The organism is Halonotius sp. F2-221B, from assembly GCF_046719765.1.
In the GTDB taxonomy this organism is placed as follows: Archaea; Halobacteriota; Halobacteria; order Halobacteriales; family Haloferacaceae; genus Halonotius.
Window position 1 is genome coordinate 39,284 of the sequence record NZ_JABEBY010000012.1, and the last position, 23,787, is coordinate 63,070.

At 63.0% G+C, this 23,787-nt stretch carries 34 protein-coding genes; 15 read left to right on the plus strand and 19 right to left on the minus strand.

The annotated features are described in order from the left end of the window. The first annotated feature begins 46 nt into the window (after positions 1 to 46). Positions 47 to 724, plus strand: a complete 678-nt coding sequence (locus HKK80_RS10025; protein ID WP_411799458.1) for an HAD family hydrolase — start codon at positions 47 to 49, stop codon at positions 722 to 724. Positions 725 to 1,225: 501 nt separating this feature from the next. Here the strand turns inward: HKK80_RS10025 and HKK80_RS10030 are convergent. From HKK80_RS10030 to HKK80_RS10060, 7 genes are all read right to left on the minus strand, one after another. Next, complete coding sequence (locus HKK80_RS10030; RefSeq protein WP_411799459.1) at positions 1,226 to 1,927, minus strand: hypothetical protein; 702 nt, start codon at positions 1,925 to 1,927, stop codon at positions 1,226 to 1,228. Then, positions 1,924 to 2,598, minus strand: coding sequence for a helix-turn-helix domain-containing protein (locus HKK80_RS10035; RefSeq protein ID WP_411799460.1), 675 nt, complete (start codon positions 2,596 to 2,598; stop codon positions 1,924 to 1,926). The genes HKK80_RS10030 and HKK80_RS10035 overlap by 4 nt, the downstream gene beginning before the upstream one ends. Before the next feature lie 294 nt (positions 2,599 to 2,892). Next, positions 2,893 to 3,309: a universal stress protein gene (locus HKK80_RS10040; RefSeq protein ID WP_411799461.1), complete on the minus strand. Its 417-nt coding sequence runs from the start codon at positions 3,307 to 3,309 to the stop codon at positions 2,893 to 2,895. A 98-nt stretch (positions 3,310 to 3,407) separates the two neighbouring features. Then, positions 3,408 to 3,905: a hypothetical protein gene (locus HKK80_RS10045; protein ID WP_411799462.1), complete on the minus strand. Its 498-nt coding sequence runs from the start codon at positions 3,903 to 3,905 to the stop codon at positions 3,408 to 3,410. Between the two features lie 214 nt (positions 3,906 to 4,119). Further along, positions 4,120 to 4,545: a hypothetical protein gene (locus HKK80_RS10050; RefSeq protein WP_411799463.1), complete on the minus strand. Its 426-nt coding sequence runs from the start codon at positions 4,543 to 4,545 to the stop codon at positions 4,120 to 4,122. Between the two features lie 5 nt (positions 4,546 to 4,550). Then, on the minus strand, positions 4,551 to 5,312 hold the full coding sequence (locus tag HKK80_RS10055; RefSeq protein WP_411799464.1) for a Nif3-like dinuclear metal center hexameric protein: 762 nt from the start codon (positions 5,310 to 5,312) through the stop codon (positions 4,551 to 4,553). Positions 5,313 to 5,367: 55 nt separating this feature from the next. After that, a complete protein-coding gene (locus HKK80_RS10060) occupies positions 5,368 to 5,739 on the minus strand; it encodes a 30S ribosomal protein S8e (RefSeq protein WP_411799465.1) in 372 nt (123 codons plus the stop codon). Between the two features lie 89 nt (positions 5,740 to 5,828). On the opposite strand from HKK80_RS10060, the gene HKK80_RS10065 reads away from it, so the two are divergent. From HKK80_RS10065 to HKK80_RS10075, 3 genes are all read left to right on the plus strand, one after another. After that, entirely contained in the window at positions 5,829 to 6,284 is a 456-nt protein-coding gene (locus HKK80_RS10065; RefSeq protein WP_411799466.1) for a DUF2240 family protein, read from the plus strand. Positions 6,285 to 6,338: 54 nt separating this feature from the next. Next, positions 6,339 to 6,803 carry a hypothetical protein gene (locus HKK80_RS10070; RefSeq protein WP_411799467.1) on the plus strand — a complete coding sequence of 155 codons (465 nt, stop codon included), beginning with the start codon at positions 6,339 to 6,341 and terminating at the stop codon, positions 6,801 to 6,803. A gap of 95 nt (positions 6,804 to 6,898) precedes the next feature. Next, the gene (locus HKK80_RS10075; RefSeq protein ID WP_411799468.1) at positions 6,899 to 7,123 is read left to right on the plus strand and encodes a hypothetical protein; all 225 of its coding nucleotides are present in this window, start codon (positions 6,899 to 6,901) and stop codon (positions 7,121 to 7,123) included. A gap of 206 nt (positions 7,124 to 7,329) precedes the next feature. Here HKK80_RS10075 and HKK80_RS10080 read toward each other — a convergent pair whose 3' ends face one another. Further along, on the minus strand, positions 7,330 to 7,989 hold the full coding sequence (locus HKK80_RS10080; RefSeq protein WP_411799469.1) for an HAD family hydrolase: 660 nt from the start codon (positions 7,987 to 7,989) through the stop codon (positions 7,330 to 7,332). An 87-nt stretch (positions 7,990 to 8,076) separates the two neighbouring features. On the opposite strand from HKK80_RS10080, the gene HKK80_RS10085 reads away from it, so the two are divergent. Beyond that, entirely contained in the window at positions 8,077 to 9,360 is a 1,284-nt protein-coding gene (locus HKK80_RS10085) for a DNA double-strand break repair nuclease NurA (RefSeq protein WP_411799470.1), read from the plus strand. Here HKK80_RS10085 and HKK80_RS10090 read toward each other — a convergent pair. The 4 genes from HKK80_RS10090 to HKK80_RS10105 form a co-directional block, all read right to left on the minus strand. Then, positions 9,357 to 9,695 (minus strand): hypothetical protein, encoded by a 339-nt coding sequence (locus HKK80_RS10090; RefSeq protein WP_411799471.1) that lies wholly within the window; start codon positions 9,693 to 9,695, stop codon positions 9,357 to 9,359. The genes HKK80_RS10085 and HKK80_RS10090 overlap by 4 nt on opposite strands. 62 nt (positions 9,696 to 9,757) lie before the next feature. Beyond that, positions 9,758 to 10,714 (minus strand): alpha/beta fold hydrolase, encoded by a 957-nt coding sequence (locus HKK80_RS10095; protein ID WP_411799472.1) that lies wholly within the window; start codon positions 10,712 to 10,714, stop codon positions 9,758 to 9,760. A gap of 56 nt (positions 10,715 to 10,770) precedes the next feature. Continuing rightward, complete coding sequence (locus tag HKK80_RS10100) at positions 10,771 to 11,259, minus strand: hypothetical protein (protein WP_411799473.1); 489 nt, start codon at positions 11,257 to 11,259, stop codon at positions 10,771 to 10,773. Between the two features lie 94 nt (positions 11,260 to 11,353). Continuing rightward, positions 11,354 to 11,698: a hypothetical protein gene (locus tag HKK80_RS10105; protein WP_411799474.1), complete on the minus strand. Its 345-nt coding sequence runs from the start codon at positions 11,696 to 11,698 to the stop codon at positions 11,354 to 11,356. 92 nt (positions 11,699 to 11,790) lie between these two features. Between HKK80_RS10105 and ilvD the strand changes: the two genes are divergently transcribed. After that, positions 11,791 to 13,536, plus strand: a complete 1,746-nt coding sequence (ilvD, locus tag HKK80_RS10110; protein ID WP_411799475.1) for a dihydroxy-acid dehydratase — start codon at positions 11,791 to 11,793, stop codon at positions 13,534 to 13,536. A gap of 10 nt (positions 13,537 to 13,546) precedes the next feature. Here the strand turns inward: ilvD and HKK80_RS10115 are convergent, their stop codons facing one another. From HKK80_RS10115 to HKK80_RS10130, 4 genes are all read right to left on the minus strand, one after another. After that, positions 13,547 to 13,831: a type II toxin-antitoxin system RelE family toxin gene (locus HKK80_RS10115; protein ID WP_411799476.1), complete on the minus strand. Its 285-nt coding sequence runs from the start codon at positions 13,829 to 13,831 to the stop codon at positions 13,547 to 13,549. After that, on the minus strand, positions 13,824 to 14,102 hold the full coding sequence (locus HKK80_RS10120; protein WP_411799477.1) for a ribbon-helix-helix domain-containing protein: 279 nt from the start codon (positions 14,100 to 14,102) through the stop codon (positions 13,824 to 13,826). Before HKK80_RS10120 ends, HKK80_RS10115 begins: the two co-directional genes overlap by 8 nt. Positions 14,103 to 14,180: 78 nt before the next feature. Then, on the minus strand, positions 14,181 to 15,707 hold the full coding sequence (locus tag HKK80_RS10125; RefSeq protein ID WP_411799478.1) for a hypothetical protein: 1,527 nt from the start codon (positions 15,705 to 15,707) through the stop codon (positions 14,181 to 14,183). Between the two features lie 24 nt (positions 15,708 to 15,731). Beyond that, positions 15,732 to 16,106, minus strand: coding sequence for a hypothetical protein (locus HKK80_RS10130; protein ID WP_411799479.1), 375 nt, complete (start codon positions 16,104 to 16,106; stop codon positions 15,732 to 15,734). Positions 16,107 to 16,247: 141 nt separating this feature from the next. Between HKK80_RS10130 and HKK80_RS10135 the strand changes: the two genes are divergently transcribed. Continuing rightward, positions 16,248 to 16,757: a winged helix-turn-helix transcriptional regulator gene (locus HKK80_RS10135; RefSeq protein WP_411799480.1), complete on the plus strand. Its 510-nt coding sequence runs from the start codon at positions 16,248 to 16,250 to the stop codon at positions 16,755 to 16,757. Positions 16,758 to 16,789: 32 nt separating this feature from the next. Here the strand turns inward: HKK80_RS10135 and HKK80_RS10140 are convergent, their stop codons facing one another. After that, complete coding sequence (locus HKK80_RS10140) at positions 16,790 to 17,053, minus strand: hypothetical protein (protein WP_411799481.1); 264 nt, start codon at positions 17,051 to 17,053, stop codon at positions 16,790 to 16,792. 38 nt (positions 17,054 to 17,091) lie between these two features. Then, complete coding sequence (locus HKK80_RS10145; protein ID WP_411799482.1) at positions 17,092 to 18,024, minus strand: thiamine-phosphate synthase family protein; 933 nt, start codon at positions 18,022 to 18,024, stop codon at positions 17,092 to 17,094. Positions 18,025 to 18,557: 533 nt separating this feature from the next. On the opposite strand from HKK80_RS10145, the gene HKK80_RS10150 reads away from it, so the two are divergent. From HKK80_RS10150 to HKK80_RS10185, 8 genes are all read left to right on the plus strand, one after another. Then, a complete protein-coding gene (locus tag HKK80_RS10150; protein ID WP_411799483.1) occupies positions 18,558 to 19,901 on the plus strand; it encodes an RNase J family beta-CASP ribonuclease in 1,344 nt (447 codons plus the stop codon). A 222-nt stretch (positions 19,902 to 20,123) separates the two neighbouring features. Further along, on the plus strand, positions 20,124 to 20,600 hold the full coding sequence (gene mobB / locus HKK80_RS10155; RefSeq protein ID WP_411799484.1) for a molybdopterin-guanine dinucleotide biosynthesis protein B: 477 nt from the start codon (positions 20,124 to 20,126) through the stop codon (positions 20,598 to 20,600). A 49-nt stretch (positions 20,601 to 20,649) separates the two neighbouring features. Next, complete coding sequence (locus HKK80_RS10160) at positions 20,650 to 21,339, plus strand: RNase P subunit p30 family protein (RefSeq protein ID WP_411799485.1); 690 nt, start codon at positions 20,650 to 20,652, stop codon at positions 21,337 to 21,339. Continuing rightward, positions 21,336 to 21,815 (plus strand): Rpp14/Pop5 family protein, encoded by a 480-nt coding sequence (locus HKK80_RS10165; RefSeq protein ID WP_411799486.1) that lies wholly within the window; start codon positions 21,336 to 21,338, stop codon positions 21,813 to 21,815. The genes HKK80_RS10160 and HKK80_RS10165 overlap by 4 nt, the downstream gene beginning before the upstream one ends. A 1-nt stretch (position 21,816) precedes the next feature. Continuing rightward, positions 21,817 to 22,560 (plus strand): archaeal proteasome endopeptidase complex subunit alpha, encoded by a 744-nt coding sequence (gene psmA, locus HKK80_RS10170; protein WP_411799487.1) that lies wholly within the window; start codon positions 21,817 to 21,819, stop codon positions 22,558 to 22,560. A 125-nt stretch (positions 22,561 to 22,685) separates the two neighbouring features. Continuing rightward, positions 22,686 to 22,856 carry a hypothetical protein gene (locus HKK80_RS10175; RefSeq protein ID WP_411799488.1) on the plus strand — a complete coding sequence of 57 codons (171 nt, stop codon included), beginning with the start codon at positions 22,686 to 22,688 and terminating at the stop codon, positions 22,854 to 22,856. A gap of 29 nt (positions 22,857 to 22,885) precedes the next feature. Then, positions 22,886 to 23,110, plus strand: a complete 225-nt coding sequence (locus HKK80_RS10180) for a hypothetical protein (protein WP_411799489.1) — start codon at positions 22,886 to 22,888, stop codon at positions 23,108 to 23,110. Between the two features lie 39 nt (positions 23,111 to 23,149). Beyond that, positions 23,150 to 23,545 carry a hypothetical protein gene (locus HKK80_RS10185; RefSeq protein ID WP_411799490.1) on the plus strand — a complete coding sequence of 132 codons (396 nt, stop codon included), beginning with the start codon at positions 23,150 to 23,152 and terminating at the stop codon, positions 23,543 to 23,545. A gap of 6 nt (positions 23,546 to 23,551) precedes the next feature. On the opposite strand, the gene HKK80_RS10190 is transcribed toward HKK80_RS10185, so the two are convergent. After that, entirely contained in the window at positions 23,552 to 23,764 is a 213-nt protein-coding gene (locus tag HKK80_RS10190; RefSeq protein ID WP_411799491.1) for a DUF2892 domain-containing protein, read from the minus strand. Positions 23,765 to 23,787: the final 23 nt, after the last annotated feature.

The following is a 23,787-nucleotide window of genomic DNA, read 5'->3' on the forward strand; positions in this document are numbered from 1 at the left end:
GAGCCGGCATAACACACATATAGCTGCCCGCCGTAGCTTTCGGCCGATGGTCGCCGACGCCTACGACTTTTGGCTGTTCGATCTCGACGGGACGGTGATCGACGCGGAGTGGGCCTACATCCGTGGCGTCTTCGACCGCGTCGGTCAGCGACTTGGCCGTCGGTTCACCGACCGGGAAGCCGAGATCCTCTGGCATGGCCTCGGTGGCCCGCGAAACGCGACACTGCAGGAGTGGGGGATCGACCCCGATCCGTTCTGGGATGCCTTCCACGAGATCGAGGAGCCCCAACAGCGCGCGGAAGCGACCTATCTCCACGATGACGCCGCGACGTTCCTCCGGACAATCACCGACCGATCAACGCCGGTCGGCCTCGTCACCCACTGCCAGGAGTTTTTGACCGATCCCGTGTTGCGCCATCTCGATATCGACGATTGGTTTGATACCGTCGTCTGCTGTACCGACGAACTCGGCTGGAAACCCGATCCTCAGCCGGTGCGGCAGGCGATGAACGGATTGGGCGTCGACACCGACCATCACGGCGCGCTCGTCGGCGACGCGGCTGTTGATATCGGGGCTGCGTGGAACGCCGGCCTTGATAGCGTCCACGTCGAACGCCACGGTCACGACACCCGGGGGCGGTGCGTGCTCGGCGATTATCGCGTCAACACACTCGACGCCTTGTTGGCCGCGCCGGCGACCGATGGCGGTGTCGACGACGCGTAACTCGCTGTTGGTGCTGTTCGACGAGGAGTTGTTCTATAGCAAACCGATCTCATCTGATTTTGTCAGGGGTTGCAGTACAAGATGGCGGGCGCGAATTGACCATTTTCAAAAGCAACAAACGTAGGTTAGTTGTGCCCTAATTCGACAATATTATTCTAGAGCAGATCTCATTGCATGGCATGATGCCCCTCCAAATGTTTGGAGCAAACCCACTCGGCAGTTTAGTGCTGGCACTTGTAGTTCCGTTCGTAATCGTTGTCTTTGGAACGTACGTGGGTGTTCTCATGGCACTTCAGTCATTCTTTGGTGAGTCATCATGGCAGGATGTTTCGACCGAGTGATGCGTGTATAATTTCCAATACTAAAACGCAACCGTGATCTCGTGCGTTGGTGATAGATAGAACCTCTATATTCATCAACATGCACATTCCTATATCACACTTCAGACAGCTGTTTTCATCAGATTAGGCAAGAGTCATAATCGAACGCTAGTCGGGAAGATTACGACCCAGCAAGTGCATTTATTTGTTCGTTCAGAAACTCTTGCAGAGCGGAGACCGTTCCTTCTGAGACAGCTGAGGCCCCGAAATCACTCCGATAACCGTGCTTGAGTTCGTCGCTCTCCAAGATCTCTAGTCCTTCCGCAAGCTGCTCCCGCAGCGCATTGTCATCTCCTCGGAGCAGGTGGGTTGTAACCGTGTCGAGGTCGATCTCTTCTGCAACCGCCAAGACATCCCGAATATCTGTTTCACGCCCGCTGTGGAGCTTTGCAGCTACGAGAACGGCCCCATCGATGACTCTAGCTGTAGTAGTCACTGTTCCACCACTTACTTGCTGTTGGTGGCTATGATCGTAGAGGTAATCGAAAGACCACTGCGCCTCCGTCTGGCGACACCCAAGTCCGTTCACTAGCAGATCGAAGCCGATCGGCTGCTGTGGCGTGAGTCGCTTCTCGTATTCGATCACTTCGGTGTCGTACAACCACTCTTTGGCATGACTGTCGGTTTCTTCGAAGTCCTGACGTTCGAGGAACTCGGCGCATTCAGCCTTGGAGTCCGGTGCGACAACGATATCGAGATCCGTGGAGAAACGAGCATTGAACGCTGAGACAGCGTATCCGCCAACTAGGACGTACTCGTGTCCCGCTTGCGTGATCTCCTCAAGCAGTTCGATAAGTGCGTCACTTCGGTTGTGGAAGCTCATGGCTGAGCCCGTTCCGTCTCTCGATACGTGACGCCGAGGTTGAGGTCTTCGTACATCCGGTCGAGCATTGCGAGTGCCGACTGGAACTGGGCGTAGTGCTCGCGCATATATTCGATGGTCTCGGCTCGTGGGATGACTGGGTGTCCCTCGACGTGCTCGATGGTAAGTGACGAACGTGGTTCGAGGACGATCTGTAGAGGTCCTGTGAACTCGTCTCGTGGCTGTCGGTCGAATGCGGTGGGAAGATCGAACGACTCGAAAAACGCCTCCCAAGCGTCAACGTCTTGCTCACAAACAGCGATAAACAGTGGATAGTCCTCGGGGCCACGACCGACTTGATAACCCCCCTGCGTCCAGACGTAGACGGCGTCGATCCGCGTGAACGCGAACGGCCAGTCACCGAACTGTGGGAGAACGTATCCCTCCTCTATCGAGGGCGGACTAACGCCAGCACTGGCAGCGACGAATTCGCGTGCCGTGTCTCTCACGTCATCATCAGTGACGAAGAGGCCGTCGTCGTAGTGAATGTACCCTGCGTCTTCGAGACGGTTTACACTTTGTCTCACCGTCTCGTACGGTGTCTGGAGGTGTTGGGCGACGCTGCGGATTGAGTCACCACTCTCGATAGCGAGGATGACTTGAGCCGCCGTTTTGTCGAGCACCTCATACATCTTATGATTACCAATATATTGGGAATACTTAAAAATCTTACCTGAAGGGGATAGGGACACTGTCCAGTTCAGGTATCGGTGTTCGCTGATATGCGTTCGATTAGCAGTTCTACGACCGGCTAATTCGCTGAATCTGTGTGAGATCACCGAGGAGCAACTGCTGGGTAGAACCTCTATATTCATCAACACGCACATTCCTATATCACACTGCAAACAGTTGTTTCATCAAATTTGGCAAGAGCCTCAAATCGGAGGGGGCACCACGGGATGTGAGACAGGAAACCCGGATCTCACTCAGCGAACGACGATAACCGTGAACGGGGATCGTCGAACGACGTTCTCGGCGACGTTCCCCAGTAAAACCCGGGAGATGCCTTCCCGGCCGTGACTCCCGATGACAATCTCCGACACGTCGTTTTCCTCGGCGAACGAGATAATCTCTCTAGAGGGCTTGCCGACGACAGTTTCGATCCGAAACTCCGCGTCCTCTGTCTCTAGGAGTGTTTTGATCTCCTCAGACAACTCACTCGTCTTTTTGTCTTGCAGTTCTTTGAGCCGATCCTGAACGATGTCTAACCCTGCTTCGATCATTCCGTCAGCCGTTTCGATCACACGTAAGAGAATGATCTCCTCGTCGTTTGCGGCTTTGACCGCACGCTTTACGGCTTTCTGCGCCGGGTCGGAACCATCGTAGGCCACCAGAATTGCCATACGAACACTCGTCACTGTGTCAAGATAAATCCCTATTCTATCTCGCAAACGGGAATCTGCTACACCTATCCTCCGTATTTACTGTCTGTAATCTACACCTAATTTTCGGCCCATATTACATCAATACCATCCGACTCGATTCTGATAGCATACCCTGGAACGCCTACGGGAACCTCTTTTTGCTCATAGGTGGTTGTCTGTGGACTGAGAACCGTCACAGCGATAGACATCCCAAGAACATCTTGCATATTGACAAACCGCGCTGTAAACTCCGTTGTCTCCCCTTCATCGAGCACGAAATCCCCCACGGCGAATGAACGGTTTCCATCCCTCGTCCGCGTGGATACCTCTAAGTCGTTGTCGCGTTCATCTGTGATATTCACTTCAGAGTCGGCTTGCGCGTCCTGCCCAACTTTGAGTCGTACGGATACTTCTATTTTATTGTCGCGTTGATTGGTGATCTCAAAGTGCGACTCAGTGGATGAGTTACCACTCTGCGCTTGCTCACCAGATGGATTAGTGCGTTGCCCGCCGACACAACCGGCAACTCCGACCAATGCGGCAGGAACAGTGGCCACCAGTGCTCGACGCTTCATACGCGAGTTTATCGCTATCAGTATAATGTCCTACTGGAGACTGCAAAGAACGTTTGAGCGATTCAGATACGCACTCAGTTTGATCTGTTGCGTGTTGCAATGCAACTTGCACACATGTTGCTACGGATATCCGCTATCTGCACCACCTCGAATACTCCCATATCACAGTTCAGATGGGTTTGACCAGATGAGGCCAGCGTCCAACGAGCGTACCCTACTCAAGCCTGGAACGAATCGATGCCAACAGCCGAGCGACGATTCCCGACTCGGATCGCGGCTCGGCGAGCGCCCAGCCGGCCTTTTCGGCCGCCGCGGTGACGCGAACGTACTCCCAGCAAAACAGTGTCGACACCCGCATATCCTCATCACTCGCGCCGATGTAGACATGCCGGGGTGTCTCCGTCGTCTCACAGATCTCTTCGAGGGCGAACCACTTGTCGCGACCCGCCATGTCGAAATCCTGGCGTAGCCCATAGTCGGCGACGACCTGCTGGATTCGCTCGGTGTCGCCGTCAACGATTCCGATCGATCGGCTCCACGTTTCGGCGTCCGCAAACACCGCGCTCGGATCGTCGAGCCGCTCGATCGCCGACAGCGAAAAGGCGAGCGTGACCCGCGCTGTCTCGCTGTCGTCTGACATCGCTCTTAGAGCCCCGTCGGGTGGCTGTGATAGCTTGTCGAGAGCCCCCAGTCGTCGGCGAGTGCTTGGAGGCGTTGGACACCCCCGGTTTCGGTCGCGTAGTGGCCGGCCAAGACGACGTTCAGCCCGGCCTCACGCGCGCGGTGGTAGACCTGCTGTTTGCCCTCGCCGGTGATCAGCGTGTCCGCGCCGATCTCGCGGGCCTCATCCAGCCAGTCTGTCCCGCTGCCGGTGACGATAGCGACCTGCTCGATATCCTCTGGCCCGAAATCGAGTACCTGTACGTCGTCGGCTTCGAGCTCCGCGTCGAGCGTTGCCGTCAATTCGCCGCGCGTCAACGATGCCGGCGCGGTGCCCTGCTGGCCGACAGTCACCGGCCCCATCGTTCCAAAGGGTTCGGTGTCGGTGAGGCCAAGCTGATCGGCGAGGACGGCCGCGTTGCCAAGCGTCTGGTGGCCGTCAAGCGGGAGATGGGAGACGTACAGCGCGATGTCGTTGTCAATGAGGGCGGCGATCCGGTCGTATTGGCGGTCGGTGACGCGCTCGATCCCGCCCCACGAGAGCCCGTGGTGGGTGATCAGCACATCCGCATCGCTGTCGGCGGCTGCGCCGATGGTTGCGGTGGCGGCGTCGACAGCGAAGGCCGCGTGCTCGATGGTGGCTTCAGGGGGGCCGACCTGCAGCCCGTTTGCGCTGGCGTCGACATCGTTGTAGGCGTCGGTGTCGAGACGGTCATCAAGCCGGCTGACGAAATCGGTGAGTTTCATACCAGGGGTTCTGTGGGGATCGGTTTGTAAGCGACGAAAAAGCGGATGAGGTTCGTTACTCCAGCGCGACGGCGTTGACCTGGCCGACCTGGCCGGGTCGGGAGGTGACGCGGGCTTGGCCTTCGCTGGTCTCGATGATCGCGCCCTTGGTGATGATGTTTCGGCGGGCGTAGTTGACGTTTGCGGGGTTTTCGACGACATCCTCGATCTCGACCTCGGTCGTCTCGCCGCCGTCGGCGAGCTGGGCGACGTTTGTCGACAGCGCTCGAAGTTTGTCTTCGGTGCCGCGGGAGTCGATGATCTGGAACCGCGGCTCGCCGACGGTCGTTTCGGCGGGTTCGCGTCCGAGTTCGTGTCGCTTCTTCTTGCTGGCGTGTTTGAGCCGGCCGCCGGTGCGTTTCCGCGCCGAGCGTCCCTGATCTTTCATACCCACCAGAACCACCAGCAGCTACTTGAATCGCTCGGAACGCCCCGGAAGTCGCAACTGTTAGGTTGCCCTCGTTGTCTCCCTCTCCTATGAGCCTGAAGGTCGCCGTCGCCGTCCCCTTCCGCCAGCAGGGCACCGACCGGCTGGGCGAAGGGGCGTTTGTCGTCGCGCTCTCGCTCGACAGAGAGTGGTTCTCGCCGGATCAGGCCAAGCGGCTGGTCGATGTGGCGGTCGGCCGCGGCCTCCTGGAGAAGGCTGATGGTGACCTCGTGGCGGCCTTCGACCTCGATGCCGTCGACATTCCATCGAACTACACGCCTGACACTGACATCCTCCGCGAACAGTCGACCTTCGAGCAGCTGTTAGATCGGATGACCGACGCCGGGATGGAAAAACAGGCGGCCGTCGCCGCCGCCAACGAAACCCAGCGACGACTCGGGATCACCCTGGAGGCGGCGGCCGTCCTCGTTGCCACCCGTGAAGGCATCGCTGTCGACACCGCAGCCGATGCGGTTCGGGGGGAGCTGGCCGGCGACGGCGAGTGAGCGATCGGCTGGCAAACACGAACCGATTTGCGTCTGGGAACCGGGAACCAAGGTATGGTACAGGATCGACTCAGCGATGGGAAACGGATCGCCCAGCTGCTGGCCAGCGAACTCACCGGCGATCAGGCCGCCCTCGCCCACGTCGTTGTCGCCGACGCCGACCCTGATGTCGAGCCGACCGCCGATGGCGCGTTCGCCTATCGGGTGGTTCACGTCGCCGACAGCGACGCCCTCACGACCGACGACCGCGGCCGACCGACGCTTGCCGCCGACTCCGCAGGCGATGTCGACGCAGCGACGACCGAGATCGCCACCGTCTCCGTCCGGCCCGACCGCGCCCATGTGACATTTTCTGTCGCGTCGGCTCGCGCTGTCGAGGCCGCCGCCGAGACGGACGTTCGGACGCGTTCGACAGACACAGACGCCGCCACGCTCCTCGTCACAGACGGCGTCGAGGCAAAGCGCGTCCTGCCGGTCTTCGAGGCCGTTGTCGACGAGCTACCGGTGGCCACCGCGTAAGGTCGACGGCTGTGCGCGTTTCGCCCCCAACCGCAGCACATACAAGATCGATGCGTCGCATCGATAGCGCAGTGGCTTGCCCACGAGTGTGAGTTATGACACGATACATTCGCACCGACGAGGACGGTCGTATCACCGAGGTTCGCGCAGAACAACCGGACGGCGACGACTGGATCGAGATCAGCGAGCTAGCGTATCTCAGCGATGCCGCTCCAGACGGCCACAAGGCGATCCGCTACTACAAGCCGGAAGCCGCCGAGCCAGAGGATGGCTGGGGGATCGAATCCGAGACCATTGGCAAGGTATTCGTTGACGCCTAGCGGCGGTGCTGGGTGTTTCGGACGCGTCTGTTCACCGGATGAAATCGCCCGGAAATGGATTATGGTTCCCTCGGCGGTGCCGATGGTGGGTCGTCCCTCGGGCGCGGAGGACGACACTCGAAGTAATACTAAACGAATATATAGTTCTCGTCGACCACGACACAAATTGCCACCGTTGACCCCGCTCGCCACACCGCTAGCGTCGCTCAGAAGGCGGCGAGACGCCCTGCAAGGTCGGTCGCAAGCCGATCACGCTCGATGTAGGCATCCGCACGCGGATCCTTCCCGGGGCCACCATCAAACACCACCTGGATGGTATGGATACCGGCCGCATCGGCACCGGAGATATCTTCGTCGGGTGTATCGCCGATAAAGACCGTCTCCTCGGGGGCTGTGCCAAGCGCGGTCAACAGCGCGTCGAAGGCGGCGGCGTCAGGTTTGCCAGCAGCGAGTTCGCCGGTCACCAGTGTCGTATCGAACAGCGGTTCCCAGCCGAGATACTCGATCTTCGACCGCTGGGCACGAACCGGGCCGTTCGTCAGGAGACCGACGCGGTAGTCGGCACGCAGCTCTCGCAGCAGCTGTTCGGCATCGGGGATCGGCACGAGGGCGGTGGTGACAGCTTCGCGGTAGGCCGTCGCTAGCTGGTCGGGGTCAGTGTCGGTGGTGTCGTCGTCGAGCAGTTCGGCGAAGATCGGCGCGCGGCTCTCGGTTGTGAGATGGTTCCGGTGGGCCTGGATGTACTCGCTGCGGGAGATCGGTGGGGCATCGGCCTGGTCGACAGCCTCCGCCAGAAGGGTTTCCCGGTCGCGGTCGGGAACGGCAAGCGTATAATCGAGGTCGAAGGCGACCCCGCGTATCGACATAGATGACCATTCAGGCTCCAGCGGTATGAGGCTAGCGACACCGCGGGCACCACGGTTCTTTTTACGATCGGTGCCTCCGGTAGGGGTATGACACTCGATCCGATCCACGTTGACGCCATCGCCCGGCTTGCGGGATCGGTCGCCGACTCGGTCGACGACAGCGATCATGACGACTTCGCCGAGACCGTCTGGGCGGAGTGGCTTGATCCACTGACCGACGGTCGTGGCCGCACTGTCGTCGAACCGCTCGGCGAGCAAGCGCGTGCCCGTGTCGATATCGACGATATCGCACTGGCGGAGCGACCGTTTCCGACCGTCCACGGCATCGACTCGGGGACGATCAACCCCACCTCGTTCAAAAATGGGGTCGTCCTCGATCTTGCCCACGCCGCGATGGCGGTCGATCCCTCCGAGCTCTCAGTCCATCGCGCCCGGACGATCGTGGCGACGGTGCACGCCACCGATCGCACCCGGTCGCTGGAGACTGATTGGGTGCGCCACGACGAGGGCCACAGCCAACACCGCGTCATCAGCTCGCCGCCGGTCAACCGGTACGCCGAGGCCGTCGTCCACGCGCTGTCGCTGTATCTCGCGGAGGGCCACCACGCCCGCGAGCACGCCCACACGGTCGAGGATCTACTCCTGCTTGATGGGCCACTCTATCCGAAGGAGATCCTGACATGGCGGGATCGCAACCCCGAACTCGACGCGCTGACCTACGAGGCGCGGCCGACGAATGTTCTCGAAAACTACGTCCGGCTGGTCGAACGCTTCGTTGAGGAGGAGACGCCGATCGCCGGCTTCGTGAAAAACCCCTCGGCGCGGGTGATCACCGGCGCGCTCGCCGACAGCGACACCGGCTTCGACGCGCCGTGGCCCGACGACACCGGCTTTTTTACGCGACTGCTTGAACAGCAGTCCGACGACGGCGACACCGGAGCCGGTGTCGCGGCCGCACCGGGTGAAAATCGCCGCACCGACGAACTCACCGTCACCTCGTGGTTCATCTCTCGTGGGGGGCCGGATGGCGCGATGGCGGCCGACGGCGACGCGCTTGGCGTCGATCGCAAGCTCGATCCCGACTGTTATGAGGTCACGTTTTTCGTCATCTACGATCCGCGAAACGACCTCTGCTACAAGGTCGAAGCCCCGTATGCGATCACCCGCGATCCGGCCATGCGCGAGCAACTCCAAACGCAGATTCTCTCGGAGGTCGCCGCCGAACGCGGGCCGCCACGGGCGGTCGACAAAGCCGACGAACTCGCCAAGATCAGCGCGGCCGAAAAGGCGGCCCTCCGCCGAAAGTTCGAGGGTGAACTCCACAGTGAGCGACAGAAAACCTACGACGTGATTCGCTGGGAGGACGGCTAAGCGGTCGGTTCGGCTGATTCGACCTCGACATCGACGGTGTCGCTGTCGACGCCGATGCGGACAAACTGCGTGACGACGTGTTCCTTGGCTGCCTCGACGGCCTGTTTTTTTGTCTCGAAGCCCTGCGGCATCGGCGACTCGAAGGCGATGCGCACCTCCTCGCCGTCGACCTCGATCGGCGAGCCGCCGCTTTCGACCGCATAGAAGGAATCACAAACCCAGACGTAGGGGGCGTCCGCGTCGGGGGTGCCCTTGTAGCTCGGTGGCTCCTCGCCGCGCTCGAAGACCGTGCCCGTGAGATCCGTCCCGCCGCCGTGACCGCGCACGAGTAGCATACGCGGTGGTAGGGGCTCAACTGTAAAAAGCAGGCCGTCGGCGACTGTGTTCACACCGGCCGCTACACCGTCGCGTCGAGATGCGCCAGCAACTCCTCGGCCGTCTCCTCGGGCCGCTCATGCAGCACCCAATGCGTCGCCGACGGAAACGTCACCAACCGCCCATCGTCGCAGTAGTCCAGACTCTCCTCGGCCATCGTCGATTCCAGAAACTCGTCTTGCTGGCCCCACATAACGAGCGTCGGCACCGACACCTGTTGCTGTGGCGGTCGCGGTCGATACCGACCCATCGCCCGATACCAGTTGATCATCGCGGTCACCGCCCCCGGCTGTGTCCACGCCGCGCGGTATCGCCGGAGATCAGCCGCCGAGAACGTTCCGGGGCGACTGCTGTTCGTCAATCCCCGCGACAACACCCGACAGTTGTTGGCCGTCGAGATCGCCTCCGGCAGGGCCGGTACCTGAAACGCAAACATATACCAGCTTTTCCGCAGTTGCGAGAGACTGCGCCGAAGTGTGTCCTCCATCACCGTCGGATGCGGCACGTTGACCGCGGTCAGTGACTTGACCCGGTCGGGATGGCTGAGCGCGAGCCACCACGCGACAACCGCCCCCCAGTCGTGGCCCGCGACCGCCGCGGTCTCCCGATCGGCGGCGTCGATGAGGCCGACCACGTCGGCGACCAGCTCCTCGATGTGGTAGCTGGCGACACCGTCGGGTTTGTCGCTGCGGTTGTAGCCGCGCTGGTCGGGAACAACGACGCGGTAGCCGGCCGCCGCCAGCGGCTCGATCTGGCGGTGCCAGCCGTCCCAAAACTCCGGAAACCCATGCAGTAAGATCACGAGTGGGCCATCCTCGGGGCCAGCCTGTCGTGTGTGGAGGCTGATCCCGTTTGTTTCGACGACGAGCGATTCGCCCGGCCGGTCGTCATCCGATTCGGTTGATCGATCGTCACCGGATTCGCCCGGCCGATCGTCAGCTGTGGCGGATGCTGCGTTCGGCGAGCCAGAAGCGTTCATACGATACCAACGGGCTGGACGGCGTAATAGCTGCTGCCGACGGACGGTCGGCGACCTCACTCCGAGTGCGGCGTCAACAGCTCCTCGGCGTCGAACTTCTGTTTCTCATAGAACCCTCGACCCTTCAGCCGCGGGATGGTGTGGGTGTGGAGCGTCTCGGCGTCAAGATCATACAGCAGCGGAAACACGTTTGTGCGCCGGTTGGCGACGGTGAACTCCTCGGTCGCAAACTCGATCAACGCCTCGTCGAATCCTGCCCGCGGGTAGACGATGTAGCCAAAGAGATTCTGGAAGGAGCCATCGGTTGGCGGCGAGGCCGATCCGACAAGCGTCCGGAAGGATTCGGTCGTTGTCTTTAGCGTCTCGGTGTCGAGATCGAGGTCGTCGTTGATCGTGATAAAGACCTTCGTCCGGCCGATCGTCGGATCCTCGTCTTCCTTATACCACACCGGATCGAACGGGTTCGCTTCTTCCGGCGGCAGTGGGTCGTACTCGTGATCCAACACCTGCGTTTCGACGTGATCACGATACTCGTTGCTGTCCATGTGACGTACTCTGCGGGTCGTTGTATATGTTATTCGGTATCCGAGTGTGGATCACCTGACCGTCCTCTCGTTTCCCGCGGCTCAGACGGCGTCTTCAGGCAGCCGCTCGCATCGACCAGACAGCCAAGGCCCCGAGAATGACCGCGGGGATCAGCGGCAACACCAGAAACGTCGCAAAAAACGGAAGCCCGGCGGCCGCAGGCACGGCCGGCCGGAGGTAGATCACGCCCGGGATCACCAGAAAACAGCCGACGACGCCGGCGACGAGCAGCCACCCCTGTTGACCGAACCCCTCGTCGGCAGCGTCGTTGTCGGTCGAAGCTCCGGCGGCGATGTCGGCGTCACCACCCGCAGCGGCATCATCGCTGTCGAGACCGCCGGGCTCGTGGACGTAGTTGTCGTCACCCGTACCCTCGCTTTTTGTTCGGTCGGAACTCACTGGTAACAGTTCCCGCTGGCGTGGCAAAGCACTCACGGTTCGAAGACACCGCATGCGAGCAGTTTTAACGCATCCGGTGGCTACGAGAGCACATGAGCAAACAGGAACCCCAAGCGAAGTCGGGGAAAGACCCGGAGCTACGGAGCAACGAGGTCACCGAAGGAACCGATCAGGCCCCCTCGCGGGCGATGTTCCGCGCGATGGGGTACGACGACGAGGATCTCTCGTCGCCGATGGTCGGTATCGCCAATTGTGCCGCGGATATCACCCCGTGTAACGTCCACCTCGACGATGTCGCCGAGGCCGCCTACGAGGGTGTCGACGCCAACGGCGGAATGCCGATCGAGTTCAACACGATCACGATCTCGGATGCGATCTCGATGGGTACCGAGGGGATGAAGGCCTCACTGATCAGCCGGGAGGTCATCGCCGACAGCGTCGAACTCGTCTCCTTCGGCGAGCGGATGGACGGCCTCGTGACGATCGGCGGCTGCGACAAGAACATGCCGGGGATGATGATGGCGATGATCCGGACGGATCTGCCGAGTGTCTTCCTCTACGGCGGCTCGATCATGCCCGGCGAGCACGACGGCCGGGAGATCACGATCCAGAACGTTTTCGAGGGTGTCGGTGCGGTCGCACAGGGCGAGATGGACGAGGAGGAACTCGACGAGATGGAACGCCACGCCTGTCCCGGCGCGGGCTCCTGTGGCGGGATGTTCACCGCCAACACGATGGCGTCGATCGCCGAGACGCTCGGCCTCGCGCCGCTGGGCTCGGCTGCCGCGCCCGCCGAACACGAGGAACGCTACGAGATCGCCGAGCGATCCGGCGAGATCGCCGTCGACGTGATCGCAAACGACCGCCGGCCCTCGGATATCCTCTCGAAGAAATCCTTCGAGAACGCCATCGCCATGCAGGTCGCCACCGGCGGCTCGACCAACGCCGTGCTCCACCTGCTTGCGATGGCCGCCGAAGCCGGGATCGACCTCGATATCGAGGAGTTCGACGAGATCTCCCGCCGTACCCCGAAGATCGCCAACCTCCAGCCCGGCGGCACCCGCGTGATGAACGACCTCTTCGAGATCGGCGGTGTCCCGGTCGTCCTCCGACGGCTGCTTGAAGCCGATCTGATCCACGGCGACGCGATGACCGTCACCGGCCGCACCATCGCCGAGGAACTCGACCACCTCGAACGCGAGGGGCTGCTCCCCGACGACGAGGCGGTCGATGCCGACTACTTCTATACGGTCGACGACCCCTACCAGGCGGAGGGGGCGATCAAGATCCTCACCGGCAACCTCGCGCCCGACGGCGGCGTCCTCAAGGTGACCGGCGACGACAAGTTCCACCACGAGGGCCCCGCCCGCGTCTTCGAAAACGAGGAGGACGCGATGGCCTACGTCCAGGAGGGCCACATCGAATCCGGCGACGTGCTCGTCATCCGCAACGAGGGGCCACGCGGCGGCCCCGGCATGCGGGAGATGCTTGGCGTCACCGCCGCGGTCGTCGGCGCGGGCCACGAGGACGACGTGGCACTGCTGACCGACGGTCGCTTCTCGGGAGCCACGCGCGGCCCGATGATCGGCCATGTCGCCCCCGAGGCCAAGGCTGGCGGCCCGATCGGGCTGCTCGAAGACGGCGATACCGTCACCGTCGACATCCCTGCACGCGAACTGTCGGTTGATCTCTCGGATGACGAACTTGACGCCCGCCGCGAGGCGTGGGAACCGCGCGAGCCGAACTACACCAGCGGTGTCCTCGGCAAGTACGCCCGCGACTTCGGCTCGGCGGCGAAGGGTGCGGTGACGAACCCCGGACTCGTCGACAACGACTGACTCCCTGTGGTTAGTCGTCGTCGGCAGTGTACGCGTCGCTCCGCCGTTTGATCCGAGCGACAATCAGTCGTTGCTTCTCTTGTCGAAACGTTACCGCGAGCCGAAACGCGCCAACACGGATCTTACTCCGTTGACTGTTCCGAAGCGGCTCGCCGTACTCCGGTGGCTCACGCCACGGCGAGTCGACGATTTCATCGAGCTTATCGAGAATCCGCTCCTGTTCCGTCGGCGCGAGCCGCGAGAGATTGTCCTGTGCGGTCGGCGTGAGTTCCCACGTCCAGCCGTTGTCAGCCATCTTCATCGCGGCCGAACTGCTCGCGGGCAGTCTCGGCGTCCATCGTCCGACCCTCCTCGATATCGACCTCTGCCTGCAGTAGCGCAATCAACTCATCCCGATCGAACGTCGGGTTCTCCGCGGCGTCCCGCAGCGTATAGCGAATAAACTCGCTGCGACTGTTGAATCCCCGCCCCTGCCACGTCTCGTCGATCGTATCGAGGAATGACTGGGTCGTTTTGAAATTCACCGTGACGATCTCGTCGTCATCGCCGGTAGCTGCTTTAGACATACAGCAATAATACGTCTGTCTTACCAAAGTCGTTTTGGCAGTGGTAGTACCACCCCCTCTGTCAGCTACGGCCCGCGCTTACCAGTCAGCGAATGGCTCGCCCTGTCGACTCAGCCGATTGTATTCGCGTTGCATCGATTCGATCGCGGCCGTCAACGACTCGCCGTTGGCAAGCCCCTCACGAACGCGATCTTTCTTCCATCGACTCGGTGTCATCGCCTGCTCCCAACGATCCCGAATCGGCGCAAGCCGGTCGGCCGCGTCGCGCTCGTCCAACCCTTGCTCGCGGAGTCCGCGCTCGGCGAGAGCGAACACCTCACTGTAGATCACGTCGTGGTCGGTCGTTTTCTCGCCGTCGGCGGTCATCCAGTGCAACTCGGCGTCGAGACCGTCGTCGACAGCGTTGTAGAAGCTTGTCTCTGCAGCCTCCCACGGCAACGCGGTCAACGGGTGATCGGCGGCGACGAGCCCGCCCAACAGGCCGACGACCAGCCAGTGGAGCGCGAGGCAGTCGTCGACGGTCGGCTGGGTCGGCAGCGGGCGGTACTCGATCCGGAGCGCGCCCCCGCCTGCTGGATCGCTCTCGCTCCCGCTGCTGGCGTCACCGCCGACGATTCCCCGAACCCACCGCCAGTAGGTGCCGTACTTGTGGCGAAACTCCCAGTAGGGATCGTCGCCGGTGTCAGCCTCCCATTCCTGGAGAAATGGCCCACACGTCCAGTCCTCATCGACGCGGTCGATGATGTCGGTTGGCGCGTCGATATCCGCGGGACAGCCGGCCTTTGGGTAGCCAGCACTGTTGACAGTCCCCTCGAAGACCGGCACCCGGAGCTCGTGTGGTGTCGCCGCGACCAGATCCGCCGGATCGTCGACCGCGGTGTAGAGATCAGTCGGCAGGAACGGCGAGTTCGTTGCCAACGCCACCACCGGCCCGAGCGTCCGGATGGCGGCGTTGAAGTACGTCGGAAACGCCGATGCCGCGGGAATCTGGAGATGCGGCTGGATCGATGTTGTTAGCGATTCGACGAGGATCGTCGGAAACGATGCGTCCGTCCCGGGGACGGGGAGCGGAATTGCGCCACCCGCGTGGTCGACGAGCGCGTTGTCGATGGCGTGGTATCGCGGCTTCGGCTGCATGTTGTCGGCGACGATGAGCCCATCGGCCTCGGTGACCGAACCGAGATACGCCTGACTCCCCTCACTCGGCGGGATCGTCCACATCCCATCGGTGATGAGTCGGGGGTCGGCCTTGACGGCGGCCGCATCGGCTCTGAGGTCGGCGACGGCTGTTCGCAGTTCGGTGGCCTGCGTGGCGACTCCCTCGGGATCGAAGGGCTGTGGCGTGCTGTTGAGTTCGATGTTGTGTCGGCCGATCTCGCGGGTACGACCCGGCGGCCTAAACAGCGTGTCGGGCAGCGTCGTCAGTCGCTCCGCACCATCGACGGCGTAACACTCCACCTCAAGGCCGACCGCAAACCCCGCGCCGTCGAACTCGCCATCGCGGATCGCCGCCCGGAGCGCGGCCGCCTGCTCGTCCACCCGCCGGTCGAACGTCTCACGGGTGTCGGCTTTGAGTGCGCGTCGAACCGTCGCCCGGTCGTCCATACCCGGTGGTTCGTGGCTCCCGTGTTAGGTGTTTGGTCGCCGCTCCGCGCCCGTCGTTGTTGTGCTATCGTAGACCGCTGCCAACAGCAGGATGGCGATCAGGGCGTCAAGGCCGTGTTCCAGAAAGTGGTGGCTACCGGGTGACAGCAGTCCGCGAAGGGTTGCCAGCCCAACGATCGACCGGGAGAGCAACGCCGCCAGCGTCGCGCTCACAAGGAGATACCGGCGGCTCCGACGGCGGTATGTGACGACCAGACTCAGTCCAAACAGCACGGTCGTCACCCCGGCGGCGGTGAGCAACACCCACGAGAGCAACGGCTCGCCGCCACCAGCATGCAACAGCGGCGGCGACGCCAGCAGCACCGATACTGCCGGCACACCCACCGGGATCCAGCCCATTACCGACATCTATCCCTGCTGCGTTCAAATCGGTTGTGGCTGGATCATGAAATGTTGGTGGGTCACTGTTCTCACTCAGTGGGAAGCAGTCTGGTATACTTGTAGCCGTATCAACTACAGTGTTGTGAGGCGAACACACCCATGACAACCACGCGGGAGCAGATCAAAACCCACGTCACCGAGCATCCCGGCGTCCACTTCAACGAGATCGGCCGGGCTCTCGACATCGCAACCGGACAGACGCAGTATCACCTTCGCCGGCTGATGAACGACGATGCGGTCGACTCCCGGTCACTCGTGGGACGCACCCACTACTATCCGGCCGGCTATGAGCCGTGGGAGCAGCGTGCCCTCGCATTGCTGCGCCGGGAGACGGCCCGCGAGATCCTGCTGACACTGCTGGAAACCGGCACGCAGCCCGCCCCAGCGCTCACCGACGAGATCGGCATCGCTCGCAGCACGCTCTCGTGGCATCTCTCGAATCTGGAGGACGCCGACCTGATCGACACCGAAACCGTCGACGGCGAGGTGCGTATCACCCCGCGTCGCCCGGAGCGACTCGCCGACCTCGCTCGGACGGTGTCGCCGTCGCTGCCGAGTCGGTTTGTCGATCGGTTCGAACGACTCGTTGATGACGCGTTGGTCGGCTGAGGACGTGGTGGTCGGCTGCGGCGGCGACCACGCTACTCGTGGGTGAACAGAAACGCCCGATCATCGTCGCTGACGGAGACACAGAGATCCATCACCTCATCCAGCGACAGACTGCTTTCGGGGCCTTTTGAGGCGATGAGATAATCGAAGGGTTCCTCACAGACGGGACAGGCAATCGCGGTCGTGTTCTGGTAGGTGGCGATCATCTCGTTGTCCCGCCGCGGCGTGAGGTAGTTGACGAGTTCGGTCAGTGATTCGTCGGACGGATCGTCGAGGTCGGCGGGCTCACCCTCCATGTGAGTGCCAACCACGGCCGCGGAAATAAAGACTCCGCTCACCCCGCCTTATCGGTGGGTGCTGTCACTGCATCAACCAGCGTTGTCACCGCGTCGGCCGCGTCGTCGCCGAAGACGTAGGTGATCGGCTCAACCCCGAAGGCACCCTCGTGGTAGAGCACCTCAGGGGTCGGCTCAGTCGACGCCAACAGGTCGGTGAGCCGCTCGTATCGGTTCTCGTAGCCGGCCTCGAACTCGGCTGTTGACAGCCCGGCCGCGGCCAACGCATCCAACAGCGCGTCACTCGTTTTGACGTTGAGCGCGCCCCGACGCTGTGGGGCGACTGTCCCCATCGCCAACACGGTGGTTGCGACGTGTTCCGAGGCCCCAAACTCCGGGTCGGCCGGGACGTTCGCCTGCCCACCCATGGCGTGAATCCGTCCCGGTACAGCCGCCACATCGGTCACGCCCTCGGCGTCGGGCATCGCCATGGCGATGTTGGTGCCGACGTTCGGGATGTGGTCGACGATCGCCGCCGTGTTGGCAAACGTTCGCACCGCCTCGCGGACGTTTCCCAACACCTCGCGTTCGGTCTCGACGCGGGGATCCTGCCCGCGCACACAGAGGTCACACCCCAGCCCCTGAAGGGCCGGCATCTCTGCTTCGTGGACGGCACAGATCGGGCCGCGATCCTCGAAGGATTCGATCAGTTCGAGCAACTCAGCGAGGGCCTCGTACTCGTCGACGCTGCCGTCGGCGAACCCGCTGGCGATATACTCGATGGTCGCCTGCATCTCGGCGTTGTCGGCGAACCGCGGGTCGCCGGACTGCTCGCCGCTGAGATACTTGCTGACGGCGGCCTGCGAGAGGCCGAGCATGTCGGCGATCGTCTGCTGGGAACAGCCCTCGGCGGCGAGCTCCCTCGCCAACATCGCGCGGGCGGTCGGCAGAAACCGCTCGACGACGATCTCGCTGGGCAGCTGTAGCGTCACGGCAGCCCCTCCCGCCGATCGGCGTCGTTCCTCTGTGTCATAGCTACCCATTCCGGGTACCGCCGTATGTAGCTTTGGCAGTCACCGACGGGGCTGTCGCCGGCGACAAGGGTACTGTTCAGAGTAGTGTGATTGGGTTGAAAACACCCCGAAAGCCCCACCCGCATCCGTAGGTCAGGCAGCTGCAGTCGGGCGGGAATGAAAGGGGCCGGCGTCTCGGCGAACCCGGACGAGGTAAGCACTGCAGGAGCGAGTGTAGCGAGCGACGAAGCGCGCAGCGAGTCCTGGGAGTCGAGACGCCGGGGGCTTTCGAGACAGTTCCAGTTTCCTCGGCTTGTTTAAACACGATCGGCGACAAGTCATCGGCTATTTATATCTCGGGCTCAGCTATCTGCGTAACCAACGCGCTGTTCCCCGTGCGTCGGTGCGTTCGCTTCGGCTGTCGCCCCCTGCGGTGCGGAACGATCCCGCTGGTTTGACACGGCCGGGCGTCGCCCGCGCCACCGGCGGAACGGCTCTTGTTTGGATTACCTATGGAAATCGAAATCGCAACCGTTGGCGGCTACGAAGAGGTTGGACGACAGATGACGGCCGTGCGGATGGACGACGAGATCGTCGTCTTCGATATGGGCCTCAACCTCTCGCAGGTACTGATTCACGACAACGTCCAGACCGAGACGATGCACAGTCTCGATCTGATCGATATGGGCGCGATCCCCGACGACCGGATCATGAGCGAGCTTGACGGCGAGGTGACGGCCATCGTCCCGACCCACGGCCACCTCGACCACATCGGCGCGATCCCGAAACTCGCCCACCGGTATGACGCACCGATCGTCGCCACGCCGTTTACCATCGAACTCGTCCGCGACCAGATCGCCGACGAGGACAAATTCGACGTTGATCTCGACCTGCAAGTGATGAACGCCGGCGAGCAGATGCGGATCAGCGACCGGGTGCAGATGGAGTTCGTCAACGTCACCCACTCCACGATCGACGCGATCAACCCCGTCCTCCACACGCCCGAGGGGGCGATCGTCTACGGGCTGGACAAACGCCTCGATCACGACCCCGTGCTCGGCGATCCCATCGACATGAAGCGGTTCCGCGAGATCGGCCGCGAGGGCGACGGCGTCCTCTGTTACATCGAGGACTGTACGAACGCCAACCAGAAGGGCCGAACCCCCTCGGAGTCGGTTGCCCGCAAGGAGCTTCACGACACGATGCTCAGCCTCGAAGATTACGACGGCGGGATGGTGGCGACGACGTTTGCCAGCCACATCGCCCGTGTGTCGAGTCTGCTTGAGTTCGCCGAGGAGATCGGCCGTGAGCCGATCCTGCTGGGTCGCTCGATGGAGAAATACACCGGCACCGCGACCAATCTCGATGTCGCGCTTCCGGAGAACATCGAGATGTACGGTCACCGCCGCGCCATCGACCAGAGCCTCGAACGGATCATGGATGACGGCAAGGAGAATTTCCTGCCGATCGTGACGGGCCACCAAGGCGAGCCGCGCGCGCTGCTCACCCGGATGGGCCGCGGCGAGACCAACTACGACTTTGACACCGGCGACAAGGTGATCTTCTCGGCCGGCATCATCCCCGAGCCGACCAACGAGGGCAACCGGTATCAGTCCGAACGCCTCCTGAAAATGCAGGGTGCCCGCATCTACGATGACATCCACGTCTCCGGCCACCTGAGCCAGGAGGGTCACTACCAGATGCTTGAGGCCCTCCAGCCCCAGCAGGTCATCCCGGCCCACCAGGATCTGAAAGGGCTGTCGGGCTACGTTAACACGGCCAACGCCTTCGGCTACGAGGTCGGCCGCGACATGCATCTCAGCCGGAACGGCAACATCGTCCAGCTAACCGAGTAACTGCCGGGTCGCTCCGGCAGTACGCTGTGGCTCGGCTGGCTGCTCACCGTTGACAGAGTCGGCCGCTGCATCCTGCTGTCGATACGCTCGATTTGATCGTCGCTGACGCCGCTTTCTGTCTGCCCAGCTTCGGTGCCGTCGGTGTCTCGGCCGTAGTCGTCTTCTATTCTGCGGCGGGTGAGCGGCCACAGGGGTTTTGCGACTCGACGGGACAGAGATAGTATGCATCCGCCGCTCTGTATCGTCGGCCCAAGCGACGCCGGCAAGACGACGCTGGTCGAATCGCTGGTCGCCGAACTCGCCGACGCCGGGCGGGTTGGGACGATCAAATCCATCCACCACGACATCGAGATCGACACCCCCGGCAAGGACACCCACCGCCACCGCACCGCCGGGGCCGACACGGTCGTCGGGCTGACACCCTCCCTTCGCTTCGAGATCACCCCCGGCGGAAAGGACGCCGCCGACAGCGAGGTCGCTCTGCTCGAATCGACTGTCGACGACCTCCGGGCGGCGGGCTACGAGTATATCCTGATCGAGGGGTTCCACACGGCACCCTATCCAAAACTCGTTGTCGGCGATCGGCCGGTCGCCCCGCCGGTCGTCGCTCGGGGCCCGCCGGCAGCCTTCGATACTCCGGCGTTGGCGACCGCGATGATCGAGGGAACGCTTGTCGATGTCGACGCCGATTCGGCGTAACCCGGCACCGACCGGAACGCCCAAACCACCCACCCGCCAACACGCGCCCATGTACGAGGCGGTCGCGGCCTATCCTGCGGGTGACAGCACCGTCAGCCGGCAGGCGCGGACGGCCGCCGACTACGGCTACGACGGGCTTGTCGTCCGCACCCGCGAAGCCGAGTTCGACGCCGACGCGATCAGCGACCGCTACGGGATCGATGTCGTCGGCGGGATCGAGGTCGACGCCGCCGATCCCGAATCCGCGGCGGGGGCGGTCGGCAACCACCGCCCGGAGTGTCCCCTCCTGCTCGTCCGTGGCGGCACCGACGCGCTGAACAGATACGCCGTCGAAACCGACCGTGTCGACGTGGTGACCCGCCCGATGGCCGGCGACGGCGAGTTCAACCATGTGCTCGCCCGCGCCGCAACAACCCACAACGTCCACGTTGAGTTCGACTTCGGGCCGGTGTTGCGGGCGAGCGGTGGCCCCCGCGTCCAAGCCCTCCAGGGGCTCCGGAAGCTTCGTGAGCTTGTCGAGCAGTACGACGCCCCGTTTGTCGTCAGCGTGAACGCCGACTCCCACCGCCAGCTTCGCGCCCCCCGCGAGCTGCGGGCGGTCGGCGAACAGATCGGCTTTACCGCCGACCAGATCACGGCGGGCCTCGAAGCATGGGGTGCAATCGTCGCCCGCAACCGCGAGCGCGCCGCCGACCGCTTCATCGAACCCGGCGTCTGGCGGGGGCGATACGAGCCATGAAACACCTTCCCAAACACATCCGGCCGCGATGGCGGTATCTCGCCGTTGCGATCGAGGCCGCCCCCGACGCCGACATCGACCGCGGGGGGTTCCAGCGCGCGCTGTGGTATGCCGCCGGCAACCTGCTCGGCGACGCCGGCAGTGCCGACGCCGACCTGACGGTGTTCGGCTTCGAGTACGCCGATGGCGTCGGCGAGGCGATCGTCCGCGCTCGCCGCGAGGAGACCGACGCCGCCCGCGCCGCCGTGGCCTGTATCGACCGTGTTGACGACCAGCCGGTCGGCCTCGTCGTTCGCGGGGTTTCGGGGACGGTGCGTGCCTGTGAAGAAAGCTATTTACGCGGCCGGAGCCCAAATTCGACAGAGGATTCCGTCGCGTTTGCGGACGACCAACGGCCGGCGATCCGTCGTGACGATGTCGCCGAGATCTCGCTGCCCGAGGGGTTCGTGGCGGCGACGGAACTCGATTTCCACTAGTATGCAGGGACAACAACAGCAGCAGGCCTACGACCGTGGCACCACGATCTTCTCGCCGGACGGCCGGCTCTACCAAGTTGAGTACGCCCGCGAAGCCGTCAAACGCGGCTCAGCGTCGATCGGCGTCCGAACCCCGGAAGGCGTCATGTTGCTCGCCGACAAACAGCGTCACTCGCCGCTCCTTGAGCCCTCCAGCGTCGAAAAGCTGCATAAGGCCGACGACCACGTTGGGATGGCCTCGGCGGGCCATGTCGCCGACGCCCGCCAACTGATCGATTTCGCCCGCCGGCAGGCGCAGGTCAACCGCCTCCGGTTTGGCGAGATGATGGGCGTTGAGACGCTGACCAAGCGGGTCACCGACTTCATCCAGCGATACACGCAGGTCGGCGGAGCCCGCCCGTTCGGCGTCGCCCTCGTTGTCGGCGGGATCGAAAACGGCGAGCCGCGGCTCTTCGAGACCGACCCCTCGGGAACCCCCTACGAGTGGGAAGCACTCGCCATCGGCGAGAGCCGCGACGACATTCAGGACTACTTCGAGGAGCACTACGAGCCGGATCTCTCGCTTGATGAGGGGATCGAACTCGCGCTTCGCGCCTTGGCGTCGGTCACCGACGACGGGCTCGAGGCTGCTGGCCTCGGGTTGGCAACGATCGATGCCGACACCGAGCAGTACCACCAGTACTCCCTTGATGAACTCGACGATGTCCTCGCCGAACACGGCCTGCTGGCTGACGACGAGGAGTAATCGATCGATTTCTGGCCGTTATCACTCCTCGCTGTTGAGCTGTGTCCATCTCTACAGCGCGAAATATCGCCCATGCAGCCCGGTAGGCGGCGATTACTTACATCGTACTGGCGACACTCGGGCGTATGGACTTCGAGTGGCTCTACCCTGTCGCCTGCCCAGCCTGTGCCGTCTGCCCCAAAGTGATCGCCGACTACGATCGGCTGGGGTACCCGATCTGCCCCCGCTGTGGGACGACGGTTCGTGCGGCCACAGTCGACGCCGGCACGGGCGTCGCCGCGCCACGAACCGAGTAACGCAAGTGCCGGCCAGCCCTCCGCCCGGTATGGACTACGAGCGAACAACCGACACCGACGAGCTCACCGAGTGGGAGCGCGCCGACGGCCACGCGACGATCCGACTCCGCGAGCGCGCCGACGGCCAGTTTGCGGTGCGATACGACCAGCTCCATCAGGCCGACGGCGGCCGGGCCTACGCCTACGAGACCGTTGAGAGCCGCGCGGCCGCCGAGGAGTTGGTCGCCGACTGGCGGGCCGATCCGCCGGCCTAACTCCCGAATCGTTTTCGGCGTCGCTGTCGTCGCTGGCGTATGACCCGATTCGATGCCACCGACGCCGACAGCCGCCGGGAGCTGTTTGCGGCGACCGTCAACGCCCACCGCGAGCGGGCAAGCGAGTTCTGTACGCTCGAACCCGACGAGACGCCGCCCGACAGCGACGACGAACTGGTGCCGTGGATCCAGTTCGGCGGCGAGACCGTCGCCCTCGACTGTACCGACAGCGAACTCGATCGGCTGAAAGAGTTACTCGGCGAGTACCCCGACTTCCGGATCGATGACCTCGAACGCCCCGAAGAAGCAGACGGAACGCACGTCCGGATTACAACACACTCCGACGCCGACCGGCTGGCGGCCTTTTTCGACGCCGTCTTTCAGCAGGCGTTCGGCTATCCCGACGACTACCGAGCCTGGGCCGTCACGATCTAACTGGTCTCAGTCCTCGGTGGAGTCGATCCCGAGAGCGGCGTTGAGCCCGCAGAAACAGGTTGTCGCGTTGATTCCGAGGCCGACCGCGCCGATGGCGGCGAGCAGCCCGCTCGTTCGCTTGCCGGCGGTGAGCGCGCGGACGGCGACGATCGACAACAGTACGGCTCCGAGCCCACGAAGCAGGCGGTCGGTGCCGCCGACGTTTGAATCAATGTCCATACGCGTGCTATGGTCTCGCTGTA